18 protein-coding genes are annotated in these 26,016 nt (G+C 71.4%); 10 read left to right on the top strand and 8 right to left on the bottom strand.

What is annotated here, in order from left to right:
* Positions 1-6 precede the first annotated feature (6 nt).
* From ACQP09_RS07765 to ACQP09_RS07740, 6 genes are all read left to right on the top strand, one after another.
* Positions 7-1,683 (top strand): glycoside hydrolase family 13 protein, encoded by a 1,677-nt coding sequence (locus tag ACQP09_RS07765; protein ID WP_433397025.1) that lies wholly within the window; start codon positions 7-9, stop codon positions 1,681-1,683.
* Positions 1,668-2,723, top strand: coding sequence for a LacI family DNA-binding transcriptional regulator (locus ACQP09_RS07760; RefSeq protein WP_433397023.1), 1,056 nt, complete (start codon positions 1,668-1,670; stop codon positions 2,721-2,723). Before ACQP09_RS07765 ends, ACQP09_RS07760 begins: the two co-directional genes overlap by 16 nt.
* Before the next feature lie 432 nt (positions 2,724-3,155).
* Positions 3,156-4,895, top strand: a complete 1,740-nt coding sequence (locus ACQP09_RS07755; protein WP_433397021.1) for a carbohydrate-binding module family 20 domain-containing protein — start codon at positions 3,156-3,158, stop codon at positions 4,893-4,895.
* 86 nt (positions 4,896-4,981) lie between these two features.
* Positions 4,982-10,300 carry a pullulanase-type alpha-1,6-glucosidase gene (pulA, locus tag ACQP09_RS07750; RefSeq protein ID WP_433397019.1) on the top strand — a complete coding sequence of 1,773 codons (5,319 nt, stop codon included), beginning with the start codon at positions 4,982-4,984 and terminating at the stop codon, positions 10,298-10,300.
* A gap of 190 nt (positions 10,301-10,490) precedes the next feature.
* A complete protein-coding gene (locus tag ACQP09_RS07745; RefSeq protein WP_433406516.1) occupies positions 10,491-12,641 on the top strand; it encodes an ATP-binding protein in 2,151 nt (716 codons plus the stop codon).
* Between the two features lie 128 nt (positions 12,642-12,769).
* The gene (locus tag ACQP09_RS07740) at positions 12,770-13,474 is read left to right on the top strand and encodes a DUF2470 domain-containing protein (protein ID WP_433397017.1); all 705 of its coding nucleotides are present in this window, start codon (positions 12,770-12,772) and stop codon (positions 13,472-13,474) included.
* Between the two features lie 4 nt (positions 13,475-13,478).
* Here the strand turns inward: ACQP09_RS07740 and ACQP09_RS07735 are convergent, their stop codons facing one another.
* The 3 genes from ACQP09_RS07735 to ACQP09_RS07725 form a co-directional block, all read right to left on the bottom strand.
* Complete coding sequence (locus ACQP09_RS07735) at positions 13,479-14,180, bottom strand: TetR/AcrR family transcriptional regulator (protein WP_433406515.1); 702 nt, start codon at positions 14,178-14,180, stop codon at positions 13,479-13,481.
* A 62-nt stretch (positions 14,181-14,242) separates the two neighbouring features.
* Complete coding sequence (locus tag ACQP09_RS07730) at positions 14,243-15,334, bottom strand: PDR/VanB family oxidoreductase (protein WP_433397015.1); 1,092 nt, start codon at positions 15,332-15,334, stop codon at positions 14,243-14,245.
* A 3-nt stretch (positions 15,335-15,337) separates the two neighbouring features.
* The gene (locus ACQP09_RS07725) at positions 15,338-16,243 is read right to left on the bottom strand and encodes a metal-dependent hydrolase (RefSeq protein WP_433397013.1); all 906 of its coding nucleotides are present in this window, start codon (positions 16,241-16,243) and stop codon (positions 15,338-15,340) included.
* Between the two features lie 95 nt (positions 16,244-16,338).
* Between ACQP09_RS07725 and ACQP09_RS07720 the strand changes: the two genes are divergently transcribed.
* Positions 16,339-17,109, top strand: a complete 771-nt coding sequence (locus ACQP09_RS07720) for a class I SAM-dependent methyltransferase (RefSeq protein ID WP_433397012.1) — start codon at positions 16,339-16,341, stop codon at positions 17,107-17,109.
* Between the two features lie 27 nt (positions 17,110-17,136).
* Complete coding sequence (locus ACQP09_RS07715; RefSeq protein WP_433397010.1) at positions 17,137-17,634, top strand: hypothetical protein; 498 nt, start codon at positions 17,137-17,139, stop codon at positions 17,632-17,634.
* A gap of 116 nt (positions 17,635-17,750) precedes the next feature.
* On the opposite strand, the gene ACQP09_RS07710 is transcribed toward ACQP09_RS07715, so the two are convergent.
* Positions 17,751-19,370, bottom strand: coding sequence for a DUF1996 domain-containing protein (locus ACQP09_RS07710; protein ID WP_433397008.1), 1,620 nt, complete (start codon positions 19,368-19,370; stop codon positions 17,751-17,753).
* 121 nt (positions 19,371-19,491) lie between these two features.
* Positions 19,492-20,034 carry a carboxymuconolactone decarboxylase family protein gene (locus tag ACQP09_RS07705; RefSeq protein ID WP_433397006.1) on the bottom strand — a complete coding sequence of 181 codons (543 nt, stop codon included), beginning with the start codon at positions 20,032-20,034 and terminating at the stop codon, positions 19,492-19,494.
* A gap of 32 nt (positions 20,035-20,066) precedes the next feature.
* Between ACQP09_RS07705 and ACQP09_RS07700 the strand changes: the two genes are divergently transcribed.
* Positions 20,067-20,561 (top strand): MarR family winged helix-turn-helix transcriptional regulator, encoded by a 495-nt coding sequence (locus tag ACQP09_RS07700; protein ID WP_026241457.1) that lies wholly within the window; start codon positions 20,067-20,069, stop codon positions 20,559-20,561.
* A gap of 37 nt (positions 20,562-20,598) precedes the next feature.
* Here ACQP09_RS07700 and ACQP09_RS07695 read toward each other — a convergent pair whose 3' ends face one another.
* Positions 20,599-21,246 carry a LuxR C-terminal-related transcriptional regulator gene (locus ACQP09_RS07695; RefSeq protein ID WP_433397004.1) on the bottom strand — a complete coding sequence of 216 codons (648 nt, stop codon included), beginning with the start codon at positions 21,244-21,246 and terminating at the stop codon, positions 20,599-20,601.
* Positions 21,231-22,502: a sensor histidine kinase gene (locus ACQP09_RS07690; protein ID WP_433397002.1), complete on the bottom strand. Its 1,272-nt coding sequence runs from the start codon at positions 22,500-22,502 to the stop codon at positions 21,231-21,233. The genes ACQP09_RS07695 and ACQP09_RS07690 overlap by 16 nt, the downstream gene beginning before the upstream one ends.
* A gap of 246 nt (positions 22,503-22,748) precedes the next feature.
* On the opposite strand from ACQP09_RS07690, the gene ACQP09_RS07685 reads away from it, so the two are divergent.
* Entirely contained in the window at positions 22,749-24,878 is a 2,130-nt protein-coding gene (locus ACQP09_RS07685) for an MMPL family transporter (protein ID WP_433396999.1), read from the top strand.
* Between the two features lie 69 nt (positions 24,879-24,947).
* Here ACQP09_RS07685 and ACQP09_RS07680 read toward each other — a convergent pair whose 3' ends face one another.
* Positions 24,948-25,649, bottom strand: coding sequence for a winged helix-turn-helix domain-containing protein (locus ACQP09_RS07680; RefSeq protein WP_433396997.1), 702 nt, complete (start codon positions 25,647-25,649; stop codon positions 24,948-24,950).
* Between the last annotated feature and the right edge of the window lie 367 nt (positions 25,650-26,016).

The raw sequence follows: 26,016 nt of genomic DNA, 5'->3' as shown, positions 1-26,016 counted from the left end.
GACGACATGACCCAGCACCTCGCTGCCCCCTCCACCGGCACGTCCGACGACGCCCCGGGCCACCGCACCGGCTGGTGGCAGGACGCGGTGATCTACCAGGTCTATCCGCGGAGCTTCGCCGACGGCAACGGCGACGGCATGGGCGACCTCCCCGGCGTCACCGCCCGCCTGCCCTACCTGCGGGACCTCGGGGTCGACGCGGTGTGGCTCTCCCCCTTCTACGCCTCCCCGCAGGCCGACGCCGGGTACGACGTCGCCGACTACCGGGCCATCGACCCGATGTTCGGCACCCTGCTGGACGCCGACGCCCTGATCCGCGAGGCGCACGGCCTGGGCCTGCGCATCATCGTCGACCTGGTCCCCAACCACTCCTCCGACCAGCACGAGTGGTTCAAGCGCGCCCTGGCCGAGGGCCCCGGCTCCGCCCTGCGCGAGCGCTACCACTTCCGCCCCGGCAAGGGCGCGGACGGCGAACTCCCGCCCAACGACTGGGAGTCCATCTTCGGCGGCCCGGCCTGGACCCGTACGGTGAACCCGGACGGCACCCCCGGTGACTGGTACCTCCACCTCTTCGCCCCCGAGCAGCCCGACTTCAACTGGGAGCACCCGGCCGTCGCCGACGAGTTCCGTTCCATCCTGCGCTTCTGGCTCGACATGGGCGTCGACGGCTTCCGGGTCGACGTCGCCCACGGCCTGGTCAAGGCGGAGGGCCTGCCCGACCTCGGCGCCCACGACCAGCTCAAGCTGCTCGGCAACGACGTCATGCCCTTCTTCGACCAGGACGGCGTCCACGCGATCTACCGCAGCTGGCGCACGATCCTGGACGAGTACCCCGGCGAGCGCATCGCCGTGGCGGAGGCCTGGACCCCGACCGTCGAGCGCACCGCCAACTACGTGCGTCCCGACGAGATGCACCAGGCCTTCAACTTCCAGTACCTGTCGACCGCCTGGGACGCGGCCGAGCTCCGCAAGGTCATCGACGTCTCGCTCGACGCCATGCGCCCGGTCGGCGCGCCCACCACCTGGGTGCTCTCCAACCACGACGTCACCCGGCACGCCACCCGCTTCGCCAACCCGGCGGGCCTGGGCACCCAGATCCGCACCCCCGGCGACCGCGAACTCGGCCTGCGCCGGGCCCGCGCCGCCACCCTCCTGATGCTCGCCCTGCCCGGCTCCGCCTACGTCTACCAGGGCGAGGAGCTCGGCCTGCCCGACGTCACCGACCTGCCCGACGAGGCCCGCCAGGACCCCTCGTTCTTCCGCGCCGAGGGCCAGGACGGCTTCCGCGACGGCTGCCGCGTCCCGATCCCGTGGAACCGCGAGGGAACGAGTTACGGCTTCGGCGAAGGCGGCAGCTGGCTCCCGCAGCCCGCCGGCTGGGGCGAGCTGTCGGTGGAGGCGCAGACCGGTGTGGAGGGCTCCACGCTGGAGCTGTACCGGGCCGCGATCGCCGCCCGCCGGGAGCACCCGGGGCTCGGCGCGGGCGCGGACGTGGAGTGGCTGGACGGCCCCGAGGGCGTCCTCGTCCTCGCCCGCCCCGGCTTCGTCTGCACCGTCAACACCACCGGCGCCCCGGTCCGCATCACCGCCCGCGGCCGGGTGCTGCTCGCCAGCTCCCCGGTCACCGTCGACGGCGCCGAGGCCGTGCTGCCCGCCGACACCACGGTGTGGTGGACGGTGTGACACTGCCCGCACCCAGGACCACGGCCACGCCGCGCCTCTCCGACATCGCCGGACAGGCGGCGGTCAGCGAGGCGACGGTCAGCCGGGTTCTGAACGGGAAGCAGGGCGTCGCGGACACCACGCGTCAGCGGGTGCTCGCGGCGCTCGACATCCTGGGCTACGAACGGCCCGTACGGCTGCGCCAGCGCAGCGCCGGTCTGATCGGCCTGGTGACGCCCGAACTCACCAACCCGATCTTCCCGGCGTTCGCGCAGTCCGTGGAACAGGTGCTGGCCGGACACGGCTACACGCCCGTGCTCTGCACCCAACTCCCGGGCGGCGCAACCGAGGACGAGCTGGTCGAACAGCTGGTGGAGCGCGGCGTCGGCGGCATCGTCTTCCTCTCCGGCCTGCACGCCGACACCTCGGCCGACCCGGCCCGGTACGCCGCGCTCACCGAGCGCGGTGTGCCGTTCGTCCTGATCAACGGCTACAACGAGCGCATCAGCGCCCCGTTCGTCTCACCCGATGACAACGCTGCCGTACGGATGGCCGTCGGCCACCTCGCCGACCTCGGCCACCGCCGGATCGGCCTGGCCATCGGCCCGCAGCGGTACGTGCCGTCCCGGCGGAAGCGGGACGGGTTCGTGGAGGCGGCCATCTCGCTGCTGGGCACGGACCGGGCGGAGGCCGAAGGGCTCGTCTGCTCCACCCTGTTCAGCGTCGAGGGCGGCCAGGTGGCGGCGGGCGCGCTGCTGGACGCGGGGTGCACCGGCATCGTCTGCGGCAGCGACCTGATGGCGCTGGGCGTGGTGCGTACGGCCCGGGGGAGGGGACTCGACGTGCCGCGTGACGTCTCGGTCGTCGGCTTCGACGACTCGCAGCTCATCGCCTTCACCGACCCGCCGCTGACCACCGTGCGCCAGCCGGTGCAGGCGATGGCTGCGGCGGCGGTGGGCGCGTTGCTGGAGGAGATCGGCGGAAGTCCGGTGCAGCGCACGGAGTACGTCTTCCAGCCGGAGCTGGTGGTACGGGGGTCGACGGCGGCGGTACGCGCGTAGGCGGGGCCGCGAGGGACACGTACAGAGAGGCGTCCAGGAGTCGGCCCAGGAAGGGCCGGCGGGGAGTTGTGCGACTCCTGGACGCCTCTCTTGTCGTGACCGGCCCGGCCGGCCGGGCGCGTGGAGTCCGGGCACGGTGAAGCGCCGGAACCCTCGGCCGACCGGACCGGAGTCGGATGAAACGTAACAGGCCCGCAATATCTTGCGAAAGACCTTGCAGCAAGAAACCGCGAAGAAAAATGGCTTGTTTCGTGGATGTGAGCGGGGCGTGTCCAAAGGGTTGACCGGTGACTGGCGGCCTCGTACGGTCTGGTCCGCGGCAAGGTTTGCATTCTTGCAGCAAGAACCTTCAGGAGCCTTGAGGGCATGGCGCGTTGCCGGCTGAGGCTGCACCGTCACCCGCGTTTCCCCCACCCCCGCAGGAGGAAAGACATGGCACGCAGACCCCTGTCTGCCGCGCTCGCCCTCGTGGCCGGCGCCGCTGCCGCTCTTGTCATCCCCACCGGATTCGGCACCGCGTCCCCCGCGCAGGCCGCCGCTCCGGGCGACAAGGACGTCACCGCCGTGCTGTTCGAGTGGAAGTTCGCCTCCATAGCCAAGGCCTGCACGGACACCCTCGGTCCGGCGGGCTACGGCTACGTCCAGGTCTCGCCGCCCCAGGAGCACATCCAGGGCGCCCAGTGGTGGACGTCCTACCAGCCCGTCAGCTACAAGATCGCCGGCCGCCTTGGCGACCGGGCCGCCTTCTCCGCCATGGTCAACACGTGTCACTCGGCCGGGGTCAAGGTCATCGCGGACTCCGTCATCAACCACATGGCGGCGGGCAACGGCACCGGCACCGGCGGCTCGTCGTACACGAAGTATGACTATCCGGGCATCTACTCCGGCAGCGACATGGACGACTGCCGCGCCCAGATCACCAACTACAACGACCGTGCCAACGTCCAGAACTGCGAACTCGTCGGCCTGGCCGACCTGGACACCGGCGAGGAGTACGTACGCGGCAGGATCGCCGGCTACCTCAACGACCTGCTCTCGCTCGGCGTCGACGGCTTCCGGATCGACGCGGCCAAGCACATGCCCGCCGCCGACCTCGCCAACATCAAGACCCGGCTCACCAACCCGAACGTCTACTGGAAGCACGAGGCGATCTACGGGGCCGGTGAGGCCGTCCCGCCGTCCGAGTACCTCGGCAGCGGCGACGTCCAGGAGTTCCGTTACGGGCGGAGCCTCAAGCAGGTCTTCCTCAACGAGAACCTGGCCCACCTGAAGAACTTCGGCGAGGGCTGGGGCTTCATGGAGTCCGGCAAGTCCGGCGTCTTCGTCGACAACCACGACACCGAGCGCGGCGGCGACACCCTCAACTACAAGAACGGCTCGGCCTACACGCTCGCCAACGTCTTCATGCTGGCCTGGCCCTACGGCTCCCCGGACGTCCACTCCGGCTACGAGTTCAGCAACCACGACGCCGGACCGCCCAACAACGGCCAGGTGAACGCCTGTTACAGCGACGGCTGGAAGTGCCAGCACGACTGGCGCGAGATCTCCTCCATGGTCGGCTTCCGCAACACCGCACGCGGCCAGGCCGTCACCAACTGGTGGGACAACGGCGGCGACCAGATCGCCTTCGGCCGGGGGAACAAGGCGTACGTGGCCATCAACCACGAGTCCTCCTCGCTGACCCGGACCTTCCAGACCTCGCTGCCGGCCGGTGACTACTGCGATGTGCAGTCCGGCCGCGGAGTGAGCGTCAACGGCTCCGGCCAGTTCACCGCCACGCTCGGCGCCGGGACCGCTGTCGCCCTGCACGCGGGCGCCCGTACGTGTTCCGGAGGCGGCGGCGGTACGACCCCGAGCCCCGGCCCCGGCAACGGCCAGTCCGGCGCCTCCTTCGGCGTCAACGCCACCACCCAGCTCGGCCAGAACATCCACGTCACCGGCGACCAGGCGGCCCTCGGCAACTGGAACCCGGCCAACGCGCCGAAGCTCGACCCGGTCACGTACCCCGTCTGGAAGCTGGACGTGAACCTGCCCGCCGGGACCACCTTCGCGTACAAGTACGTCCGCAAGGACGCAGGCGGCAACGTCACCTGGGAGAGCGGCGCCAACCGCACCGCCACCGTCCCGTCCTCCGGAAAGGTCACGCTGACCGCCGACGTCTGGCGCAGCTGACCCGTAGCTCCCCGTGGGCCGGAGGCGCGCTGCCTCCGGCCCACAGCCAACCCTCCTGCCACACCAGCCGAGGAGCGAACCCTCTCGTGTCCAGAACCACCCTCAGGCGAGGGGTGATCGCCGCACTCTGCGTGGCGCTGCTGCCCGTCGTCCCGGCGGCCACCGCCGCCGCTGCGCCCCGACCGCCCGCCCCGCCCTCCGACGCGAAGCTCGCGCGCGAGGCGGCCCGGCACGACCTCACGCGTGAGCAGTTCTACTTCGTGCTGCCGGACCGGTTCGCCAACGGCTCGACCGCCAACGACCGCGGCGGGCTGAAGGGTTCGCGCCTGGAGCACGGCTTCGACCCGACGGACAAGGGGTTCTACCAGGGCGGCGACCTCAAGGGCCTGACCCAGAAGCTGGACTACATCAAGGGCCTCGGAACCACCGCCATCTGGATGGCCCCGATCTTCAAGAACCGTCCGGTCCAGGGCACCGGCAAGGACGCGTCGGCGGGCTACCACGGTTACTGGATCACCGACTTCACCCAGGTCGACCCGCACTTCGGCACCAACGCCGACCTGGAGAAGCTGATCGACAAGGCCCACGCCAAGGGCATGAAGGTCTTCTTCGACGTCATCACCAACCACACCGCCGACACCGTCGACTACGCGGAGAAGGCCTACGGCTACAAGCCCAAGGGCGCCTTCCCGTACCTGGACAAGGACGGCCGCCCCTTCGACGACCGGGACGGCATCAAGAAGGTCGACAGGGACTCCTTCCCGTACACCCCGGTCCAGGCGCCCGGCGCGGAGAAGAAGGTCCCGTCCTGGCTCAACGACCCGACGATGTACCACAACCGGGGCGACTCGACGTGGGCCGGCGAGTCCAACGAGTACGGCGACTTCTCCGGGCTCGACGACCTGTGGACCGAGCGTCCCGAGGTCGTGAAGGGCATGGAGAAGATCTACGAGAAGTGGGTCCGCGACTTCGACATCGACGGGTTCCGCATCGACACCGTCAAACACGTCGACCTGGACTTCTGGACCCAGTGGGCCACCGCGCTCGACGCCTACGCGGCCAAGCGGGGCCGGGACGACTTCTTCATGTTCGGCGAGGTCTACTCGGCCGACCCGGCGATCACCTCCCCGTACGTCACCCGGGGCCGGCTGGACTCGACGCTGGACTTCCCGTTCCAGGAGGCCGCCCGGCAGTTCGCCTCGCAGGGAGCCCCGGCCGACCGGCTCGCCTCGGTGTACGGCCAGGACTACCGCTACACCACGGACAAGGCCAACGCCTACGAGCAGGTCACCTTCCTCGGCAACCACGACATGGGCCGCATCGGGACCTTCCTCAAGCAGGACAACCCGAAGGCCGACGACGCGGAACTGCTGAAGCGGGCCCGCCTCGCCAACGAGCTGATGTTCCTCGGCCGGGGCAACCCGGTGATCTACTACGGCGACGAGCAGGGCTTCACCGGAGCGGGCGGCGACAAGGACTCCCGCCAGACCCTCTTCGCCTCGCAGACCGCCGACTACCTGGACGACGACCAGCTCGGCACCGACCGCACCCACGCCTCGGACGCGTACGACACCCAGCACCCGATCTACCGCTCCATCGCGGGCCTCGCCAAGCTCACCAAGGAGCACCCGGCGCTGCGGGACGGCGTGCAGAGCGAGCGGTACGCCGATGGTTCGGTCTACGCCACCTCCCGTATCGACGCCAAGCGGCCGTACGAGTACCTCGTCGCCTCCAACAACGCGACCACGCCGAAGACGGTCCAGCTCTCCACCGAGTCGGCCGGGGTCAACTTCCGTAAGATCTACGGTGGTTCCGGCGCGGTCCGCAGCGGTACGGACAAGAAGGTCACCGTCACCGTGCCCGCGCTCTCCAGCATCGTGCTGCGCGCGGACAAGCCGCTCGGCGCCCCCGCCGCCAAGCCCGTGATCGCCCTGAAGGCCCCGGCCGCCGGCGCCACCGGCACCGTCGAGATCACCGCCGACGTGGACGGCGGCCAGCTCAACCGGGTCGTCTTCGCGGCGCAGGTCGGCAACGGGAAGTGGCAGACCCTCGGTTCGGCCGACTACGCCCCGTACAAGGTCACGCAGTACCTCGACGAGTCGGTGAAGGCCGGAACGCCGCTGCGCTACAAGGCCGTTGTCGTCGACCGCACGGGCCGCACCTCCAGCGCTCTCGCCGCCACCACCGCCGGACAGACCCCGCCGACGCCGAAGCCCGTCGCGATCGAGCGCGACCGGGCCGTCGTCCACTACCAGCGTGCCGACGGCGACTACGAAGGCTGGCAGCTCAAGTCCGGTGAGAGGACGGCCGAGTTCATCGGTCGGAGCGCGTACGGCGCGTTCGCCTGGCTCGACCTGGAGAAGGGCACGGACTCCGTCCCGTACACCGTCGAGAAGAACGGCACGGCGGACGGGCCGCGGCGGACCATCGACCTCGGGGTGACCGGGCAGGTCTGGATCGAGCAGGGCAAGGACGAGCAGGCGGTCGAAGCCCCCGAGGCACCTCCGCAGGACACCACGAAGGCCGTCCTCAACTACCACCGGGTCGACGGGAATTACGACGGCTGGGGGCTGCACACCTGGACCGGCGCCAAGGAGCCCACCGACTGGGCCAAGCCGCTGATGCCGGTCAAGAAGGACGCCTACGGGGTCACCTTCGAGGTCCCGCTCACTGACGGGGCCACCTCGCTCAGCTACATCCTGCACAAGGGCGACGAGAAGGACCTCCCCAGCGACCAGTCCCTTGACCTCGCCACGTACGGCCACGAGGTCTGGCTGCTCGGCTCCAAGCCCGGCTACCTGCTCCCGCAGGTCGGCGGCGGCGCGGCCCCCGACCTCACCAAGGCGGAGGCGCAGTGGATCGACGCGAACACCGTCGTCTGGAAGGTGAAGGCGACCGACGCCACCAGCCAGCAGCTCGTGTACGCCAAGAAGGGCGGCATCTCCGTCGTCGACGGGGCGCTCTCCGACGAGGGCCAGTGGCTGCGGCTCACTGCCTCCGCGCTCAGTGACGCGCAGAAGGCCAAGTTCCCGCACTTGAAGGACTATCCGGCCTTCACCGTCGACCCGCGTGATCGCGACCGCGTCCGTGAGTCCCTGCGCGGCCAGCTCATCGCCACGCAGCGCGCCGCCAATGGCGCTCTGCTCGCCGCAACCGGCGTACAGACGGCGGGAATTCTGGACGACCTGTACGGGAAGAAGGCGGCCACCGCCGAACTCGGCCCGGTATTCAAGAAGTCGACCCCCACGCTCTCCGTGTGGGCGCCGACCGCCGCGACCGTCGCACTCGAACTCGACGGCCGTATGCACCCGATGAAGCGCGACGACCGCACCGGCGTCTGGTCGGTCACCGGGAAGAAGGACTGGCGGGGCAAGCCCTACCGGTACGTGGTCACCGTCTGGGCGCCCACCGTCCAGAAGCTGGTCACCAACAAGGTCACCGACCCCTACTCCACCGCCCTGACCGCCGACTCCGCCCGCAGCCTCGTCGTCGACCTCACCGACCCGAAGCTGGCGCCGCGCGGCTGGTCCGGCCTGAAGAAGCCCGCTGCCACTCCGCTGCGGGACGTCCAGATCCAGGAGCTGCACGTCCGGGACTTCTCCATCACGGACCGCACGGCGACCCACCCCGGTGAGTACCTGGCCTTCACCGACACCCGCTCCAAGGGCATGCGGCACCTGAAGAAGCTCGCCGACTCCGGCACCAGCTACGTCCACCTGCTGCCCGTCTTCGACATCGGGACCATCCCCGAGAAGAAGAAGGACCAGGCCAAGCCCGCCTGCGACCTGCACGTCTACGCCCTCGACTCCGAGGAGCAGCAGGCCTGCGTGAGCAAGGCCGCCGCGAAGGACGGCTTCAACTGGGGGTACGACCCCTTCCACTACACCGTCCCCGAAGGCTCGTACGCCTCCGACCCCGACGGCACCAAGCGCACCGTCGAGTTCCGGCAGATGGTCCAGGGCCTCAACCAGGCCGGACTGCGCACGGTCATGGACGTCGTCTACAACCACACCGTCGCCTCCGGCCAGGACGACAAGTCGGTGCTCGACCGGATCGTGCCCGGCTACTACCAGCGGCTGCTGGAGGACGGCACCGTCGCCACCTCCACCTGCTGCGCCAACACCGCGCCCGAGAACGCCATGATGGGCAAGCTCGTCGTGGACTCGATCGTCACCTGGGCCAAGGAGTACAAGGTCGACGGCTTCCGCTTCGACCTGATGGGCCACCACCCCAAGGACAACATCCTGGAGGTCCGCAAGGCGCTGGACCGGCTCACGCCCGCCAAGGACGGCGTCGACGGGAAGAAGATCATCCTGTACGGCGAGGGCTGGAACTTCGGCGAGATCGCGGACGACGTCCGCTTCGTCCAGGCCACCCAGAAGAACATGGCCGGCACCGGCATCGCGACCTTCTCCGACCGGGCCCGTGACGCCGTGCGCGGCGGCGGCCCCTTCGACGAGGACCCGGGTGTCCAGGGCTTCGCCTCCGGCCTCTACACCGACCCCAACTCCTCGACCGCCAACGGCACCCGCGCCGAGCAGAAGGCCCGGCTGCTGCACTACCAGGACCTGATCAAGGTCGGCCTCTCCGGCAACCTCGCCGACTACACCTTCACCGACACCTCCGGCCGTACGGTCAAGGGCTCGGACGTCGACTACAACGGGGCGCCCGCCGGATACGCGGCCGTCCCCGGTGACGCGCTGGCCTACTCCGACGCCCACGACAACGAGACGCTCTTCGACACCCTCGCCTTCAAGCTCCCGGCCGACACGACAGCCGCCGAGCGGGCCAGGGCCCAGGTCGTCGCGATGGGCGCCTCCGTCCTCTCCCAGGGTCCTTCGCTCTCCCAGGCGGGCACCGACCTGCTGCGCTCCAAGTCGCTGGACCGCAACTCCTACGACAGCGGCGACTGGTTCAACGCCCTGCACTGGGACTGCCGTGACGGCAACGGCTTCGGCCGGGGCCTGCCGCCCGCCGCCGACAACCAGGACAAGTGGTCGTACGCGAAGCCGCTGTTGACGGCCTCCGCGACGATCGCACCCAACTGCGCGCAGATCGACGGCGCCTCGGCCGCCTACCGCGACCTGCTCACCATCCGTGGCACCGAGAAGGAGTTCTCGCTCTCCACCACCGGCCAGGTGCAGTCCGCCCTGTCCTTCCCGCTCTCCGGCCCGGCCGAGACCCCCGGCGTGATCACCATGCGCCTGGGCAAGCTGGCCGTCGTCCTCAACGCCACCCCGGACACCGCAGTGCAGAAGCTCGCCGCACCGGCGGGCAAGACGTACGCGCTGCACCCGGTCCAGGCCAAGGGCGCGGATCTTACGGTCAAACGAGCCAGGTACGACGGGAAATCAGCCAGTTTCACCGTACCGGGACGCACGGTGGCGGTCTTCGTCCTGCGCTGACACCGACCGGCACTACGGTGACGGCAGACGTCGGCGATGGAGCCGCGACAGCCGTCCTGGTCCACCACCGGGCCGGTCCCGCCTCCCCCCGCGTCGGGGAGGCGGGACCGGCCCGGTCCGCGTGGCAGGAAGCCCCGGCCGGGGCGGCCGGCTCACCGGCGCCCTCTGCCCCAGCGTGCCGGACGGTGTGATGATGACCCTGGTGGGATTCCTTCCCGAGGAGACGAGCAGCTTCGTCGGGAGGCGGGCCGAACTGGCCCGGCTGGAGACCGCGTTGGCCACGCACCGGATGACCACCTTGATCGGGCCCGGCGGCGTCGGCAAGACCCGGCTCGCGCTCCGGGCCGCCCGCGCCGCCGCCGACCGCTACCCGGACGGCGCCTGGTGGGCCGACCTCTCCCCGCTCTACGACGACGCGCTCCTGCTCCCCACCGTCTCCGACGCGGTCGGGCTGGCCGACCACACGCTGCGGATGCCGGTGGAGGCGCTCTGCGAGTGGCTCAGCGACAAGCGCCTCCTCCTCGTCCTGGACTCCGCCGAGCACCTCCGCGCCCCCTGCTCCCACCTCCTCGCCGAGCTGATCACCACCTCGCCCGGCCTGACCGTCCTGGTCACCAGCAGGCAGCCGATCGGCACCCGGGGCGAGCACGTGGTACGGATCCCGCCGCTGCCGGTCGACGGCGCCCCGGACGCGCTCCAGCTCTTCGAGGACCGGCTGCGGGCGTCCGATCCGCACGCGGGGCTGGACGCGCCGGGCGACCGGGCCGCCGCCGCCGACATCTGCCGCCGCCTGGAAGGCATCCCGCTCGCCATCGAACTGGCCGCCGCCGGTATCGGCCGCCACACCGTGGCCCAGCTCGCCACCCGCATCGGAACCCGCTTCGACGCCCCGGTCGACGCCGAGGACCTCACCGCATCCCGGCTCGACCTCCTCGCCGACGACTCCCTCTGGCCCCGCCGCCACCGCACCCTGCGCACCACGATCGGCTGGAGCCATGAGCTCTGCACCCCGCTGGAGCGGCTGCTGTGGGCCCGGCTGACCGTGCTGCGTACCGACTTCGACGAGGAGACCGCGCGCGAGGTCTGCACCGGCGGGCCGCTCACTCCGGACGAGGTGGACCGGGCGCTGCAAGGGCTCGTCGCGCAGTCCGTCGTCCAGTGGGACGGCACCCGCTACCGCATGCTCGACACGCTGCGCGAGTACGGCCGCATGTGGCTCGCCGAACTAGGTGAGGAGCGGGCCGCCGCCGACCGGCACGCGGCCAGCTTCCTCGGCCTCGCCCGCCGCGCCCACGCGGGCTGGACCGGGCCCGACCAGATCTCCTGGTACCACAAGGTCTCCGACACCCACCTCGACCTCTGCGCCGCCCTGGACCACCTGCTCGCCCACGATGTGGCGGGCGCACAGGAGATGGCGGGCCGGGTCGGCTTCTTCTGGGCCTGCTGCGGCCATCTGTCGGAGGCGCGCGGCTACGCCCAACGGGCCCTGGAATCAGGCCCGGTGGAGGGCCCGCACCGGACCCGGCTCCAGTGGGTGCTCGGCGTCGCGGCGCTGCTCCAGGGCGACTTCGCGACCGCCGAGAAGTACGGGGCGCTCTGCACGGCCATCGCGCTGTACGACCGGGACGACGAGGGCATGCTCGGCGCCACGTATCTCTCGGGCCTCACCCAGCTGATGACGGGGGAGCCGGCGGCGGCGCTGGAGGCGGCGGAACGGGTGCTGCGGATGACGGAGACGGCGCCGCCGGACGGAGGGCCCGTGGAGCAGCGGGCCACCGCGGCCTCCGGGTCCGGTGGGGGCATGCCTCCCGTGGAGTCCGCCCACCGGCTGCGCTGCCGCCTCATCACCGTCTTCGCGCTCACCGCGCTGGGCCGGCTCACCGAGTCCGGGCGGGCCGCCGCCGCGCTGCGCAGGGCCTGCGAGCGGGGCGGCGAGTACTGGACCCGGTCCTACGCCGACTACCAGCTCGCCCTGATCGCCCTGCTCCAGGGCCGCCCGGCGGACTCCGCCGCCCACGCCCGGGCCATGCTCGCGGGCAAGCACCGGCTCCGCGACAGCTTCGGCATCGCGCTGGGCCTGGACATCCTGGCCGCCGCCATCGCCGCGCAGGGCGCGGGGGCGCAGGCTGCCAGGGTGTACGGCACCGGGCACGCGTACTGGCGGATGGTCGGCCACCCGCAGCGCGGTACGCCGGAGCTGGGCGCGGTCCGCGAGACCTGCGAGCTCCAGGCCCGGGCGGCGGTGGGGGACGAGGCGTACCAGCGCGCTTTCGAACGCGGTCAGGCGGACAACGCGGAGGTCGGTCTCGCGGCGGCGCTGCAGAGCGAGCTCCAGCTCTGAGAGGGCCCCGGAGGAGTGACGCACGGGACCGATCCATGCAGCGGACTACCCCGACCCGCGCATCATGGGTTAGGTTAGGCATACCTAAGTGACCGCTTGGGTTTCCTGACCGCCTCTGGAGAGTTCGGATGCGTCCTTTCAGCCCCCGTGCCACGCAGCCGACCCGCGCCGAGCGCGTCCGGTCGATCCTCGTCGTCGCCCACTCGATGACGGTGGTGAGCGACGGGGTGCAGACCGAAGTCCGCCGCCTGGACGGCACGGGAGCGATGGGCCACATCCACCTGCACGCCCCGTCCGAGGACGGCCACGCACCGGCCGGGCAGCGGGTCCCGGCGCGCCTGGAGTTCACGGACATCGCGCCCACTCCGGTACGGGAGCGGTTGCGCGCCCGGGTCACGGTGACCGGGCTGCTGGCGGCGCCGTACAGCACGGACACCGAGGCCTCCACCTGCATGGAGTTCGGCCAGGCGGTCCTGGAGGACGCCGAGGGCCGGACGTTCGTCACGCTGGAGGAGCTGGAGCGGACGGAGACGGACCCGGTCGCCGCCTGCGAGGCGGGCATGCTGACGCACCTGGTCGACGACCACAGCGAGCTGGTGCCGCTGCTGCTGCGCCTGGTCCGCCCGCATCCGGACCGGGGGATGGTGCGGGCCGTGCCGCTGGCGATGGACCGGTACGGAGTGACGCTGCGCCTGGAGTACCCGCGCAGCCACCGTGACGTACGGCTGCCGTTCCCGAAGCCGGTGACCGACATCGACCAGGCGGGCCCGCAGATCCACGCCCTGCTGGCCGCCGCCCGCCGCGTCTCGCACCGCAACGGCCTGCCGGCCTAGGGCCTCAGGCCTCTTCGTGCGGAAGCCGCTGTGCCGGGACGGCCGGAGCGAGCGCCGAGAGGCGGGCCAGCAGGTCGCCGAACGGGCCCTCGGCCGGCTCCCGGGAGAGCGCCCGCAGCACGATGCCCGCCATCTCCTGGTCGTACGCGGCGCTGACGGCGGCCAGCGCCGCGAAGTCGTGCACGAGCTGGACCTCCAGCTCCTCGCGCGGGATGCGCCGCCCGTCCAGCCAGATCAGCGCGGTCGACTCGGCCAGCGAGACCCAGGAGCGGACCACCAACTCCAGCCGGGCGGGCGGGTCTTCCACACCCAGATGCGTGATGATCTGTTCGTACGCGGCCTGCCGCACACCGTCGATCATGGCGTTGGCCGTGGAGGAGCCGACCGCCGGGCCGCCGCGCATCAGCGCCGAGAAGCCCGGCCCGTGCTCGTCGACGAAGTCGAAGAACCGCCCCATCACCCGCAACAGCCGTGCGCCCAGCGGCCCTTCGAGCGGCTCCAGGAAGCGGGCGGCCAGCTCGTCGGCGGCTCGCCGCAACGCCGCCTCGTACAGGCTCTGCTTGCCCGGGAAGTAGTGGTAGACCAGCGGCCGTGAGATGCCGGCGGCAGCGGCGATCTCGTCGATCGACACCTCCTCGGGGGAGCGCCGGCTGAACAAGTCCAGCGCTACGCCGATCAGTTGCTGCCTGCGCTCGTCGACGCCCATCCTGCGCCGTACCCCGGTCGTCGTCATCCGGACAGCCTAACCGGAGTGCGGCCGGGTGGCTCCTACAGGTCCAGCACCAGCCGCCCGCCCCGGCAGCGCGAGACGCAGATCAGCATGGAATCGGCGCGCTCGTCGTCGGTCAGCAGCTCGTCGCGGTGGTCGATCTCGCCTTCCAGGACGCGCTGTTGGCAGGTTCCGCAGAAGCCCTGCTCGCAGGAGTACGCGATATGGGGCAGCTCCTCGCGGACGGCGGCCAGCACCGACTGCCCGGCCGCGACCCGCACGGTACGGCCGGTGCGGTGCAGCTCCACCTCGAAGGCGTCGGAGTCCGCCGGGCCCGTCGCGTCCGTCCCGCCCGTCGTCGCGGAGAACCGCTCCAGGTGCAGGGTGCAGCCTTCGGGGAGCGCGGCGGTGACGGCGGCCATCAGCGGCTCGGGCCCGCAGCAGTAGACGGCCGTGCCGGGCGCGATGTCCGCCAGCGTGGCGGCGGCGTCCGGATGTCCCGCCTCGTCCTGCGCGACCACGGTCACCCGGTCACCGTCGGCGCCGAGCTTCTCGACCTCGTCCAGGAACGGCATCGACCCGCGCGACCGGCCCCCGTACACCAGCCGCCAGTCGGCCCCCCGCGCGGCCAGCGCACGCAGCATCGGCAGGACCGGCGTGATCCCGATCCCGCCCGCCACGAAGACGTACGCCTCCGCCTCCACCAGCGGGAACCGGTTGCGCGGCCCGCGCACCTCGATCTCCGCGCCCTCCCGGAGCTGCTCATGCACCTCCCGCGACCCGCCCCGCCCGTCCGCCACCAGCCGGGTTGCGACCGTGTACGTACCCGGGTCGTCCGGATCACCGCAGAGCGAGTACTGCCGCACCAGCCCGGAGGGCAGGACGAGGTCCAGGTGGGCGCCCGGCTGCCAGCTCCGCAACCCGGTTCCCTCCAGCCGGAGTTGTACGACCCCGTCGGCGACGGAGGAGCGCTCGGTGACGGTCAGCCGCCGGATGGTCGTCGCCCGTCGCCGCGAGTGCCCGGAGACCGGATCGGGCAGCGCGGGCATCGGCCACAGCGGCGACCGGGCGATCCGGCGGCGCAGCGCCCGCCGGGTGAGCAGGGCGGTACCGGCGACGAGGACGGCGGTACGGAGACGCGGCAGGGCCATGGGTCAGGACGTTCCCGTCGTACGGGCCTCGGCGGCGAGCGCCGCGGGCGACTGGGCGAGGTAGTCGACGGCCTGGGCCGTGCTGCCCTCCTGGGAGGGGTGGTAGGAGCGGCTGAGGTAGCTGGGTATGGACCGCAGGATCGCGCCCGTGCTGGGCAGCGTCCCCTCCTTCCCGCTGGCGTGGAACGCCTTGAACGACGCCTTGCCGTCCAGCAGGCTCGGGTCGTTCTCCATGAAGAACCGGATGCCGCGCTGCCAGAGGAAGACCAGCGCCGAGAAGGCCGCCGCCCACGTCCGCACCCGCCTGCGGTAGCCGCCGTCGACATGCATGAACACCTCGAACGCCACCGACCGGTGCTCCACCTCCTCCGCACCGTGCCAGCGCAGCAGGTCCAGCATGGTCGGATCGGCGCCCTTGCGGTCCAGCGCCTCGGCGTTGAGGATCCAGTCGCCGAGGAAGGCGGTGTAGTGCTCGATGGCCGCGATCATCGCCACCCGCTCCATCAGCCACCACTGCGAGGGCCGCCCCGGCGGCAGCGTCCGGTCCCCGAGCAGCTTCTCGAAGAACCAGTCGACCTGCGCGGTGTACGGCGTCGGGTCGAGCCCCAACTCCCGCATGTGCGGCAGCACATCGTCGTGCGCCTGCGAGTGCACGGCCTCCTGGCCGATGAACCCGATGACGTCCTCGCGGAGTTGGTCGTCATGGATGTACGGCAGGATCTGCCGGTACACATGGATGAACCAGCGCTCTCCGGCAGGGAGCAGCAGATGGAGCACGTTGATGGTGTGCGTGGTGAACGGATCGCCCGGCACCCAGTGCAGGGGGGTCTTCTCCCAGGCGAAGGAGACCTTGCGGGCCTTGAGCGCCGTCCGCTCCGACGCGACCGCCGCTGGCTGCGTGTTAGACATGGTGTCAATGTACTGACGGGTACCCGGTGGGGCCAGGGGTCTGCACGGATTTCCCGCCGCCCTGTACGGGAATGGGGCCGGGCCATGATGAAGGGATGACGACGACGAATTCATCCCGTGCCCGCTCGTTCGACGCGATCGCCGCCTCCTACGCCGCCCACCGGCCCTCCTACCCGCCTGCCCTGCTCGACGCGATCGAGGAGCTGTCCGGCTGTCCGCTGGCCGGGGCCCGCGTCGCGGACGTCGGTGCCGGCACCGGGATCGCCACCGCTCTGCTGGACGGCCGGGGCGCGAGGGTTACGGCGGTGGAGCCCGGTGACGGGATGGCGGGGCAGCTCCGCCGGGGCCTGCCGCACGTGCCGGTGGTCCGGGGTGACGGCAACCGGCTGCCGCTGCGGACCGGGTCGCTGGACCTGATCACGTACGCCCAGTCCTGGCACTGGACCGACCCCCACCGTTCGGTCCCCGAGGCGCGCCGGGTGCTGCGCCCGGGCGGGGCGCTCGCGCTGTGGTGGAACGACTCCGACCCGCGCGTGGAGTGGATCGGCGAGCAGCGGCGGCGGGTGCTGGACGCCTTCGGCGAGGGTCAGGAGGACCAGCACGTGGCGGCGTACGACCCCGACGCCAGGCTCCGCGCCGAGCTGCCCGCCGGGGTCGACTTCCGTACCCGGCAGGTGGAGTGGAGCCGTGAGGTGACGCTCGACGTCCACCTCGCCAACCTCGCCAGCCATTCCATCTTCCTGGTCGCGGAACGGGCGGTGGCGGAGCCTGTGTTGGAGCGGGAACGCGCCCTGCTGGCCGACGCCTTTCCCGGCGGCACCGTCCGGGAGGCCTATGTGACGAGCCTGGCCGTCACCCGTACCTGAGACCGGATTTGGGTGCAGGATGGGCCGATGGCGACAGAACCGGAATGGCGAGTCGGAGCCGGCCCCCGGGCCGCGGGCACCCTCCTGGCAGCGCTGCTGCTTCTGACCGGGTGCAGCGCGGACGGCAAACAGAACGCGGCCGACGGCGCCGGGAACGACCGTCCCTCGGCACCGCCGACCGCGACGGGAACCCTGGAGCAGCTGGCCGAGAAGGCAGGCTGCGAACCCAACGTACAGACCGACGCCCAGGAGCTCCGGCAGGCCAACTGCAAGATCGCGAGCGGGCGTTACGTACTGACCACCTTCGCCACCGACCGCGGCCAGCGCGAGTGGATCAACGAGGCCAAGGACTACGGCGGTTCGTACCTCGTCGGCCGGCGCTGGGTCGCCGTCGGCGAGGCGAAGGTGGTCGCGGCGCTGCGCGGCCGGCTCGGGGGGACGGTGGAGACCGCCTCGCCGCACCACTCGGGGGAGAGCGGGGATGGGGGGAGCGAGGAAGGGCACTCCGGTCACCACGGGAGCTGACCGCGCAGGTTCGGGGGGACGGGCCTCACGGGGGCCGGTGCCGGTGCCGAATCACCGGCACCGGCCCCCTCGGTGTCACAGGTGTCACAGGTGTCACAGGTGTCGCAGATGGCGTATCAGCGGCACCTGCGCCCGTCGTTGATGCACCGCACCATCTTCTTCATCAGCCTCTGGTCGAAGACGTTGATGAAGTCGCCGTGGTCGGTGATCGGCTTGTGCAGCTGCTCCGGGAAGGAGTCGACGGCGAAGCCGGGCCCCGGCGGCACGTCGTACACGATCCGCTGGACCAGCTGCGGAACCGCCCGGAACCCGTTCGGGCACCGTCCGTTCGGCTGCGCGAACGCCACATGGGTGCGGTGGTTGGCGCTGTCGGTGTTCTGCCCGTCCCAGCAGTTCTGGAAGGCGAACGTACGGACCACCTGGCTGCCCTCGGGGCAGATCGGGTACTTGTCCTTCAGCTGGCGGTTCTCGAAGCCGGTGCAGCTCCAGGAGGCGTTGGCGTTGGCGTCGCCGTTGGTGAACGCCTTCGCGTCGCCGGTGATGATCCGCAGGAAACGCGGCATCGCGGTGACCCTGCCGACGGGGGAGCCGACGAACTTCAGGGTCACCTGGGACGGTGTCTGGATCTGGCCGACGTTCTGGTCGCGCCCGCCGCCGTCGGCGTTCACGTCGGCCTCGTCCTGCCCGTTCTGCAGGCGCAGCACGGGCCAGTAGTAGGTCGACCGGTCGCCCTGATTACGGCAGGTGGTGGCGCCGTTCGCCAGGTCGTCGTCGCTGGCGAAGGCGTCGTTGGCCTGGTTGCCGATGTAATCGTGCATATGGTGCGCGCCGTTGCTCACGCCGGGCGCGACGATGACGTTGTCCGGGTTGAACTTCCCGTTCTCGTTACGGCCGCAGTCGGTGGTGAAGGTGCCCCGGGAGGCGCCGCGGCGCTGGCGGGGGCGCTGGACATTGGGCTGGACGGACTGGATGTCGACAAAATCGGACGGCTCGGGCCCGTTGCCGCCCTGACCGCCCTGGCCCTGACCCTGTCCAGGGTCCTGGCCGTTGCCTTGGTTGTCACCCCGGCCTTGGTTGTCACCTTGGCCCTGGTCATCGCCCTGGCCTTGATTCTGGCCCTGGTCCTGCCCCTGGCCGTCGTCCTGGCCGCCATCGCCGTTGCCGCCGTCACCGCCGTTGCTGCCGTTGCCGCCGGCACCCGTGTCTCCGCCGGGATTGCCGCCAGGGTTGCCGGAGGCGCTGTCGTCGGCGCGCAGGTTGCACCCGGCGAGGCCTTCGATCCCCGCGGGCCGCTCTCCGACGCGTCCGATCGCGATGCCGATGCGGTCGAGGCTCGCCGTCCGCTTGTTCCGCAACGGGCCGAGCACAGTGTTCTCGGCGAGCCCCGGATCCTGGGATATCTGCTCCTTCCGGTCGGCGAACTGCCGGTAGGCATCGGTGATCTGGGTATCCATCGCGGCGAGCTCGCGGTCGACCTCGGGGCGTGCCTGCTCGGGCACGTCGGGCAGTTCGTTACCGGCATCGGGACAGTCGATGGTGGACATCTGGCGGCCCGTGTTCTGGGCCCGGGTGGTGGGCGGCGATCCGGACGGCCCTTCCCCCGCGGAGGCGTAGACATTGACCGCCACCAGCCCGCCCCCGCCCAGGATCAGGGCGGCGGAGGCGGCTATGGCCCGGTTGGCCAGGCTTGAGCGTTTCTTGCGGGACGTACGGGGTGTACGTGCTGTGCGTCGCATGGGACTCCTCTGCTTCGAGGGAGAAGCGTGACGTCCCATACGCGCGGCCCCGGCGCCCTGTTCAGCCCCGCGGCCGATTCGTGCGAAGCTCCAGCGGGAAAGCGGCCCGAATGCCCAATTCTCAGGCGAAGGCGGCCAATGGGGTGTCCACCGGTGCTCCGGTGAGCCGGTTGGCGAGCGTGGACAGCGTGTAGGCGCCGATGCCCAGGACCACTTCCAGGGCGTTCTGTTCGGTGTAGCCGTACGACAGGAAGTCCCGCAACGCCTCGTCGTCGACCGCCCCCGCCGAGGCGAGCACCTCCAGCGTGAACCGGCGTACGGCTTCCAGGTGTTCGTCGGGAAGCGGGGGGTTCGTGCGGTCGCGGAGGGCGGCGAGGAGTGCCGGGTCTGCGCCCATGCGGGTCAGCTTCGCCGTGTGCATGGCCACGCAGACGTGGCAGTCGTTACGGGTGGCCATCGTCATGATCAGGACCTCGCGGGAGAGCGGGTCCAGGGTGCAGGACTCGAAGATCGCGCTGATCTTGAGGAAGCCGTCCAGGGTGTGCGGCGAGGTGGCGAGCCGGGCGACGGCGGCGGGTCGGTAGCCCAGGCGCTCCGTCACCGACTCCAGCGCTCGCCGTGCGGCGGGCGGGGCGGTGTCGGGAGTGTGGTCGGGGAAGGGCATGGCAAACCTCTCGCAGCGCTAGGGTGGACAACATGGTTGACGAAAAAAAGGTAAACCAGGTTGTCGAGTCCCGCAACGGCTTTGAGCTGCCGCTGCTCCTCTTCGCAGGCTTCCGCTCGATCATCGACACCCTGCACCGGGACCTCGCCGAGCACGGACACCCCGAGACCCGGCCCGCGTACGGCTTCGCCCTCCAGGCGGTGGGGCGCGACGGCGCGGCCATCAGTGACATCGGGCGGCGCCTTGGGGTCTCCAAGCAGGCGGCCGGGAAGACCGTCGAGAAGCTGGAGACCCTCGGTTACGTGGAGCGCGCCCCGGACCCCGCCGACGGCCGGCGCACCCTGATCCGCCTCACCTCGCACGGCGTCGACCTGCTGGCCCGGTCCGCCGAGGGCTTCGACCGGCTGCGGGCCGAGTGGGCCCGGGAGCTGGGGGAGGAACGGCTGGCCGCCCTGGAGCAGGACCTCCGCGCGATGGCCCCGGGCGGCGCGTTCCGGCTGGACGCGGCGGGCTGGTTCACGGGCTGAGCACCGCTCCGCGCACCCCTGCCGCGCGTACCGGCGCTCAGCCGCGGTCCAGATAGGCCAGCACCGCCAGCACACGGCGGTTGTCGTCGTCCGAGGGCGGCAGGCCGAGCTTCCCGAAGATGTTCGACGTGTGCTTGGCGATCGCCCGCTCTGTGATCACCAGCTGGGCGGCGATCGCCGTGTTGGACCGGCCCTGCGCCACCAGCTCCATCACCTCCCGCTCGCGCGGGGTGAGCCCGCCCATCGGCTCGTCCCGCGAACGGCGGGAGAGCAGCTGGGAGATGACCTGCGGGTCCATCGCCGTGCCGCCCGCCGCCACTCGTCGTACGGCGTCGATGAACTGGTCCGCGTCGAAGACCCGGTCCTTCAGCAGATAGCCGATGCCCCCGTTGCCGTCGGCCAGCAACTCCCGCGCGTACAACTGCTCCACGTGCTGGGAGAGCACCAGCACCGGCAGCCCCGGCCGGGCCCGCCGGGCGGCCAGGGCGCACTGCAGCCCCTCGTCCGTGTGGGACGGCGGGAGCCGGACGTCGACGACCGCGACGTCCGGCTCCGACTCGGCCAGGGCCTTGCTCAGTTCGGGCCCGGTCTCCACGGCTGCGGCGATCTCGAACCCGTACGCCTCCAGCATGCGCACCAGTCCGTCGCGCAGCAGGAAGAGGTCTTCGGCTAGGACAACACGCAAGGCAGCTCCATGGTGACCATAGTGGGGCCGCCCGCGGGGCTGCTGACGGCCAGGACGCCGTCGAATGTACCGAGTCGCCGTTCGATTCCGCTCAGCCCGGAGCCCGACCCGATCCGCGCACCGCCCCCGCCGTTGTCCGTCACGGAGATCCGGAGCATGCCTTCGCCGTGGTGCAGGTCCACCCGGATTCGGTCGCCGCCGGAGTGCTTCACCGCATTGGTCAGGGCCTCGCTCACCGCGAAGTACGCCGCCGACTCCACCGACGCCTCCGCCCGCCCCGGCAGCTCCACCGTCACCTCCGTGGCCACCGGCAGCCGCAGGGCCAGCGCCTTGACCGCGTCGCCGAGGCCCCGTTCGGCGAGAACCGGCGGGTGGATGCCCCGGACCAGGTCACGCAGCTCGGTCAGGGCCTCCGCCGACGACTCCCGGGCCATGGCCAGCAACTTCTTCGCCTGCGCGGGGTCCTTCTCGATGAGCGCCTCGATCGTGCCCAGGTTCATCCCCATCGCGACCAGCCGCGCCTGCGCCCCGTCGTGCAGGTCCCGCTCGATGCGCCGCAGCTCGGAGGCGGCGGTGTCCACCGCCTCGTGCCGCGTCTCGGTGAGCCGGTCCACCCGCTGCGCCAGCGTCTGCTCGGGCGTCGGCGCCAGCAGCGGGCGGGCGATCACGAAGTGCAGCCGCAGCAGCGGCGCCGCGGCCCTGAGGCCGACGGCGAAGATCACCGCCCCGAGCGCCAGCGCGGCCAGCCCCGTCGCCTGGCTGTCCACGGGCACGAACCCGTACCAGTACGGGCTGCCGTCCTGGAACACCCGCCACAGCCCCGCCGCCAGGACCAGCCCCTCGACCGGGTAGATCATCAGGGCGGCGGCCAGTATCGCCACGACCGGGCCGACCGTCATGTCGGCCAGCAGCCACTGGAGGTCCCGCCAGGTCGCCGGGTCCTTCAGCAGCAGCGTGGTCCGCTCCACCTGCCCGGTCACGCCTCTCCGCAGATCCGGCGGGAACGGGCGGTACGGCACCGGTATCCGTACGCCGGACCAGTCGGCCGCCCACAGCCGCCGCTGGTTCGCGTGGCGGCGCACCCCCTCCAGCACCAGCGGGGTCGTGAACACCCCGATGCCCAGCAGGATGAAGGCGATCGAGAGCACCGCGAGGACGAACAGGATGATGGAGACCGCCAGCCCGTAGACCGACAGGACGAGCCCCCGTCCCGCCGCCAGCATCGGCGGCCGTATCCGTGTCGCGAGTGCGTTCATCGTGATCCCTCTCCCCTCACGGGACCCGAGCCGGCCCCCGTCGTGCTGCAAGTCTCGCCCCCGCCCACCCCACGGCGGCAGCCGGTACGCCACCCACCCGGGGGTGTAGCCAGCACCACCCCGGGACCTCGTGCCGGCCCCTCGCGATGGGGGGCTCCGACGGCTGGGGCGGCCGGGCCGCCGTTCCTAGATTCGATGCGTTCCGACGTACGGCCCTTTCCGAAGCCTGTCCCTGGGGGGAACCGCATGAAGCGCAACCGCGCGAGGCACAACCTCGCCGCACGCATCGGCGTGTGGAGCACACACCACCGCAAGACCGCCGTTCTCGGCTGGCTGCTCTTCGTCGTGCTCGCCGCGGGCATCGGCGGGGCCACCGGCATGGTCGAGATGTCCGACGCGGAGAACGGGGCCGGCGACTCCGCCCGCGCCGAGCAGATCCTCCAGGACGCGGGCCTCGCCAAGCCCGCCGGCGAGCTGGTCATGGTCTCCGCCCCCGCCGCCGGGGAGTGGGAAACGGCCGCCGCGGCCCTGGCCGACGCCGTAGGTGACACCGGCGCGGTACGGGACCTGGCCGCGCCCCTCCCCTCCGAGGATGGCAAGGACGCCCTGGTCACCTTCGCGATGCGCGGCGACGCACGGACCGCCCCGGACCGGGTCCAGCCCGTGCTGGACGCCGTGGCCGCCGTGGCGAAGGCCCATCCGGACGTCGAGATCCACCAGTTCGGCGAGGCGAGTGCGGGCAAGTGGCTCGGTGACCTGCTGGCCGACGACTTCCGGCGGGCCGAGTTCACCGCCGTACCGCTCGCCCTCGGCATCCTCCTCGTCGCCTTCGGCGCCGTCGTCGCCGCCCTGCTCCCGGTCGGCCTCGCGCTCACCGCGTGCCTGGCCGCCTTCGGCCTGCTCTCCCTCGCCAGCCACCAGCTGCACCTGTTCCAGACGACGTACTCGGTGATGTTCCTGATGGGGTTCGCCGTCGGCGTCGACTACTGCCTCTTCTACCTGCGCCGCGAGCGCGACGAGCGGGCGGCGGGCCGGGACGCCGGGACCGCCCTGCGGATCGCCGCCGCCACCAGCGGCCGGGCGGTGCTCGTCTCCGGGCTGACCGTGATGGTCGCGATGGGCGGCATGTTCCTCTCCGGGCTCCTGCTGTTCAAGGGGTTCGCCCTCGCCACGATCATCGTCGTGTTCATCGCCATGCTCGGCTCGGTGACCGTCCTGCCCGCGCTGCTCTCCTGGCTCGGCGACCGCGTCGACGCGGGCCGCATCCCGTTCCTCAACCGCCGCGCCCGGCAGGGAGGCCACATCAGCGGCCGCGTCCTCGGCCCCGTACTCGCCCGCCCCCGCCTCTTCGCCGTCGCCGCCACCGTCCTCCTCCTCGGCCTGGCCGCCCCCGCGCTCGGCATGAAGACCGAAACCCTGGGCCTGGAGAAGCAGTTCGGCTCCGACTCGCAGCTCTCCGTCGCCCACCGCACGATCACCGAGAGCTTCCCCGGCGGCCCCGCCCCCGCCCTGGTCGTCGTCCGGGCACCCGATATCACCGCCCCGGACGTCGGCAAGGCCCTCGCGGGCTTCGACAACGTCACCGTCCACCGCGACCGGAACATCGCCGAGATCGAGGTCCCCCTCCCCGGCGGCACCACCGGCCTCACCGAACTCCGCGAGCAGCGGCTGCCCGCCGCCTTCGACGGGACGGGAGCGGAAGCGTACGTCACCGGGGAGACCGCCTCCTCCGTCGACTTCAACGACCAGCTGCGGCGCGGCATCGTCCCGGTCTTCGCGTTCATCACCGCGGTGACGTTCCTGCTGACGCTGTTCTGCTTCCGGTCGTACGTCATCGCCATCACCTCCATCGTCCTCAACCTGCTCTCCGTGGCCGCCGCCTACGGGGTGATGACCGCCGTCTTCCAGCACGGCTGGGGCGCCTCGCTCATCGGTTCGGAGGGGGTCGGCGCCATCGAGGCGTGGATGCCGCTCTTCGTCCTGGTCGTGCTGTTCGGCCTCTCCATGGACTACCACGTGTTCGTGGTCTCCCGGATCCGCGAGGCCCGCGGCGCCGGCCAGGACAACCGGGCGGCGATCGAGACCGGCATCCGCCGCACGGCCGGGGCGGTGACCGGCGCGGCCGCGATCATGGTGGCGGTCTTCGCGGTGTTCGGCACGCTCTCCATGCAGGACATGCAGCAGATGGGCGTCGGCCTCGCCGTGGCGGTGCTCCTCGACGCCACCGTCGTACGGATGGTGCTCCTGCCCTCCGTGATGCTGCTGCTCGGCGAGCGCAACTGGCGCACACCGAGGGGCCTTTCGCGGCTGCCGAGCCTGGAGGGCGGCGAGCCGGACCTGCGGGCGGAGGCCACCCCCGTAACCGCGAAGGTGTGACACACGGGGACGGCCCCGGACCACGGTACGAGACCGTGGTCCGGGGCCGCCGCGCGGGCAACAGACAGCTCAGGGCGTGTACTTGTACCCCACCCGGCGGACCGTCTGGATCGAACGCCGGTGCTCCGCACCGAGCTTGCGGCGCAGCCGGGCGACATGGACGTCGACGGTGCGCCCGTCGCCCACATGCCCGTACCCCCACACCGTCGTCACCAGCTGGTCCCGGGTGTGCACCCGGTGCGGGTGCGCCACCAGGTGGGCCAGCAGCTCGAACTCCAGGTACGTGAGGTCGAGGGTGACGCCGTCGACGGAGGCCGTACGCCGGGTCGCGTCGATCCGGACCGGCCCGGGCGGCGCCGCCTCCTCGGCCGGCTCCGGCGCCGACTGCTGGGCGAAGGGCCCGCGGCCCTGACGGTCGCCCGGCCGGTCGGTCTGCCGGTCACCCTGGCGGTCGAGCTGCCGGGCGTGCTGCGAGGCGGCGACCGCACCGGCCAGCGCCGGCTGCTGGTCGGCCGGCACGAGCACCAGGTAACCGATCATCGGCGGCTGGCCCGGCAGGGCGGGAAGCGTGTGCTGGGGGGCGGGCAGCCACGTCGCGCCCGGCGGCAGGAAGTCGGCCACGTCGGAGAGCCGGGCGACCTCGTCACGGTCGACGGCGCGCAGACGGTGCCGGTTGGGGGAGAGGGAGCGGGCGGTGGGGTTGGCCGCAGCGGGCGCCGGGGAGGCTGCGGTGGCAGCGGAAGCGGCGGAGAAAGTACGGGTGTTCGCCATGGAGGGTCAGCTCTTTCGCGCGAGGAGTCGTCGAGGACGGACTTACGTCGTGCGCGCGGACCGAAGGCCGGGGTGAGCGGCTTTAGAGGGCCTGCGCGTTCCACGCGCGGCAACACACCCGGTCGAAATCATGGTGCTGACGGGAAGGCCAGAACGGCTCAAGGTCGCTGCGACCCGACGCGATGTACTGGAAGCTGGCCATGGCTCCATTGAAGCAGACATTGCGGCAATGCATCAGACTCCTCTCACCCGTCGATACGGCCTCTTGGCGTTACCTTCCTCACGCTGCGCTTTTTCTTGCTCACTTTTCCTTCCCCCGGTCTCGAACGAGCGGGGAAACAAACGGGAAGGGGCCCGCCGGTGTGAA

The organism is Streptomyces sp. CA-146814 (assembly GCF_050942385.1).
GTDB lineage: Bacteria > Actinomycetota > Actinomycetes > Streptomycetales > Streptomycetaceae > Streptomyces.
Note: the sequence above shows the minus strand (reverse complement) of the source record. Positions and strands in the feature narration are given on the sequence as shown.

Excerpts from the sequence above, each read along its gene's own strand:
- ACQP09_RS07765 (WP_433397025.1), top strand. The coding sequence starts at position 7 with ATGACCCAGCACCTCGCTGCCCCCTCCACCGGCACGTCCGACGACGCC.
- ACQP09_RS07755 (WP_433397021.1), top strand. The coding sequence starts at position 3,156 with ATGGCACGCAGACCCCTGTCTGCCGCGCTCGCCCTCGTGGCCGGCGCC.
- ACQP09_RS07745 (WP_433406516.1), top strand. The coding sequence starts at position 10,491 with ATGATGACCCTGGTGGGATTCCTTCCCGAGGAGACGAGCAGCTTCGTC.
- ACQP09_RS07740 (WP_433397017.1), top strand. The coding sequence starts at position 12,770 with ATGCGTCCTTTCAGCCCCCGTGCCACGCAGCCGACCCGCGCCGAGCGC.
- ACQP09_RS07735 (WP_433406515.1), bottom strand. The coding sequence starts at position 14,180 with ATGGGCGTCGACGAGCGCAGGCAGCAACTGATCGGCGTAGCGCTGGAC.
- ACQP09_RS07730 (WP_433397015.1), bottom strand. The coding sequence starts at position 15,334 with ATGGCCCTGCCGCGTCTCCGTACCGCCGTCCTCGTCGCCGGTACCGCC.
- ACQP09_RS07725 (WP_433397013.1), bottom strand. The coding sequence starts at position 16,243 with ATGTCTAACACGCAGCCAGCGGCGGTCGCGTCGGAGCGGACGGCGCTC.
- ACQP09_RS07720 (WP_433397012.1), top strand. The coding sequence starts at position 16,339 with ATGACGACGACGAATTCATCCCGTGCCCGCTCGTTCGACGCGATCGCC.
- ACQP09_RS07715 (WP_433397010.1), top strand. The coding sequence starts at position 17,137 with ATGGCGACAGAACCGGAATGGCGAGTCGGAGCCGGCCCCCGGGCCGCG.
- ACQP09_RS07710 (WP_433397008.1), bottom strand. The coding sequence starts at position 19,370 with ATGCGACGCACAGCACGTACACCCCGTACGTCCCGCAAGAAACGCTCA.
- ACQP09_RS07705 (WP_433397006.1), bottom strand. The coding sequence starts at position 20,034 with ATGCCCTTCCCCGACCACACTCCCGACACCGCCCCGCCCGCCGCACGG.
- ACQP09_RS07700 (WP_026241457.1), top strand. The coding sequence starts at position 20,067 with ATGGTTGACGAAAAAAAGGTAAACCAGGTTGTCGAGTCCCGCAACGGC.
- ACQP09_RS07690 (WP_433397002.1), bottom strand. The coding sequence starts at position 22,502 with ATGAACGCACTCGCGACACGGATACGGCCGCCGATGCTGGCGGCGGGA.
- ACQP09_RS07685 (WP_433396999.1), top strand. The coding sequence starts at position 22,749 with ATGAAGCGCAACCGCGCGAGGCACAACCTCGCCGCACGCATCGGCGTG.
- ACQP09_RS07680 (WP_433396997.1), bottom strand. The coding sequence starts at position 25,649 with ATGGCGAACACCCGTACTTTCTCCGCCGCTTCCGCTGCCACCGCAGCC.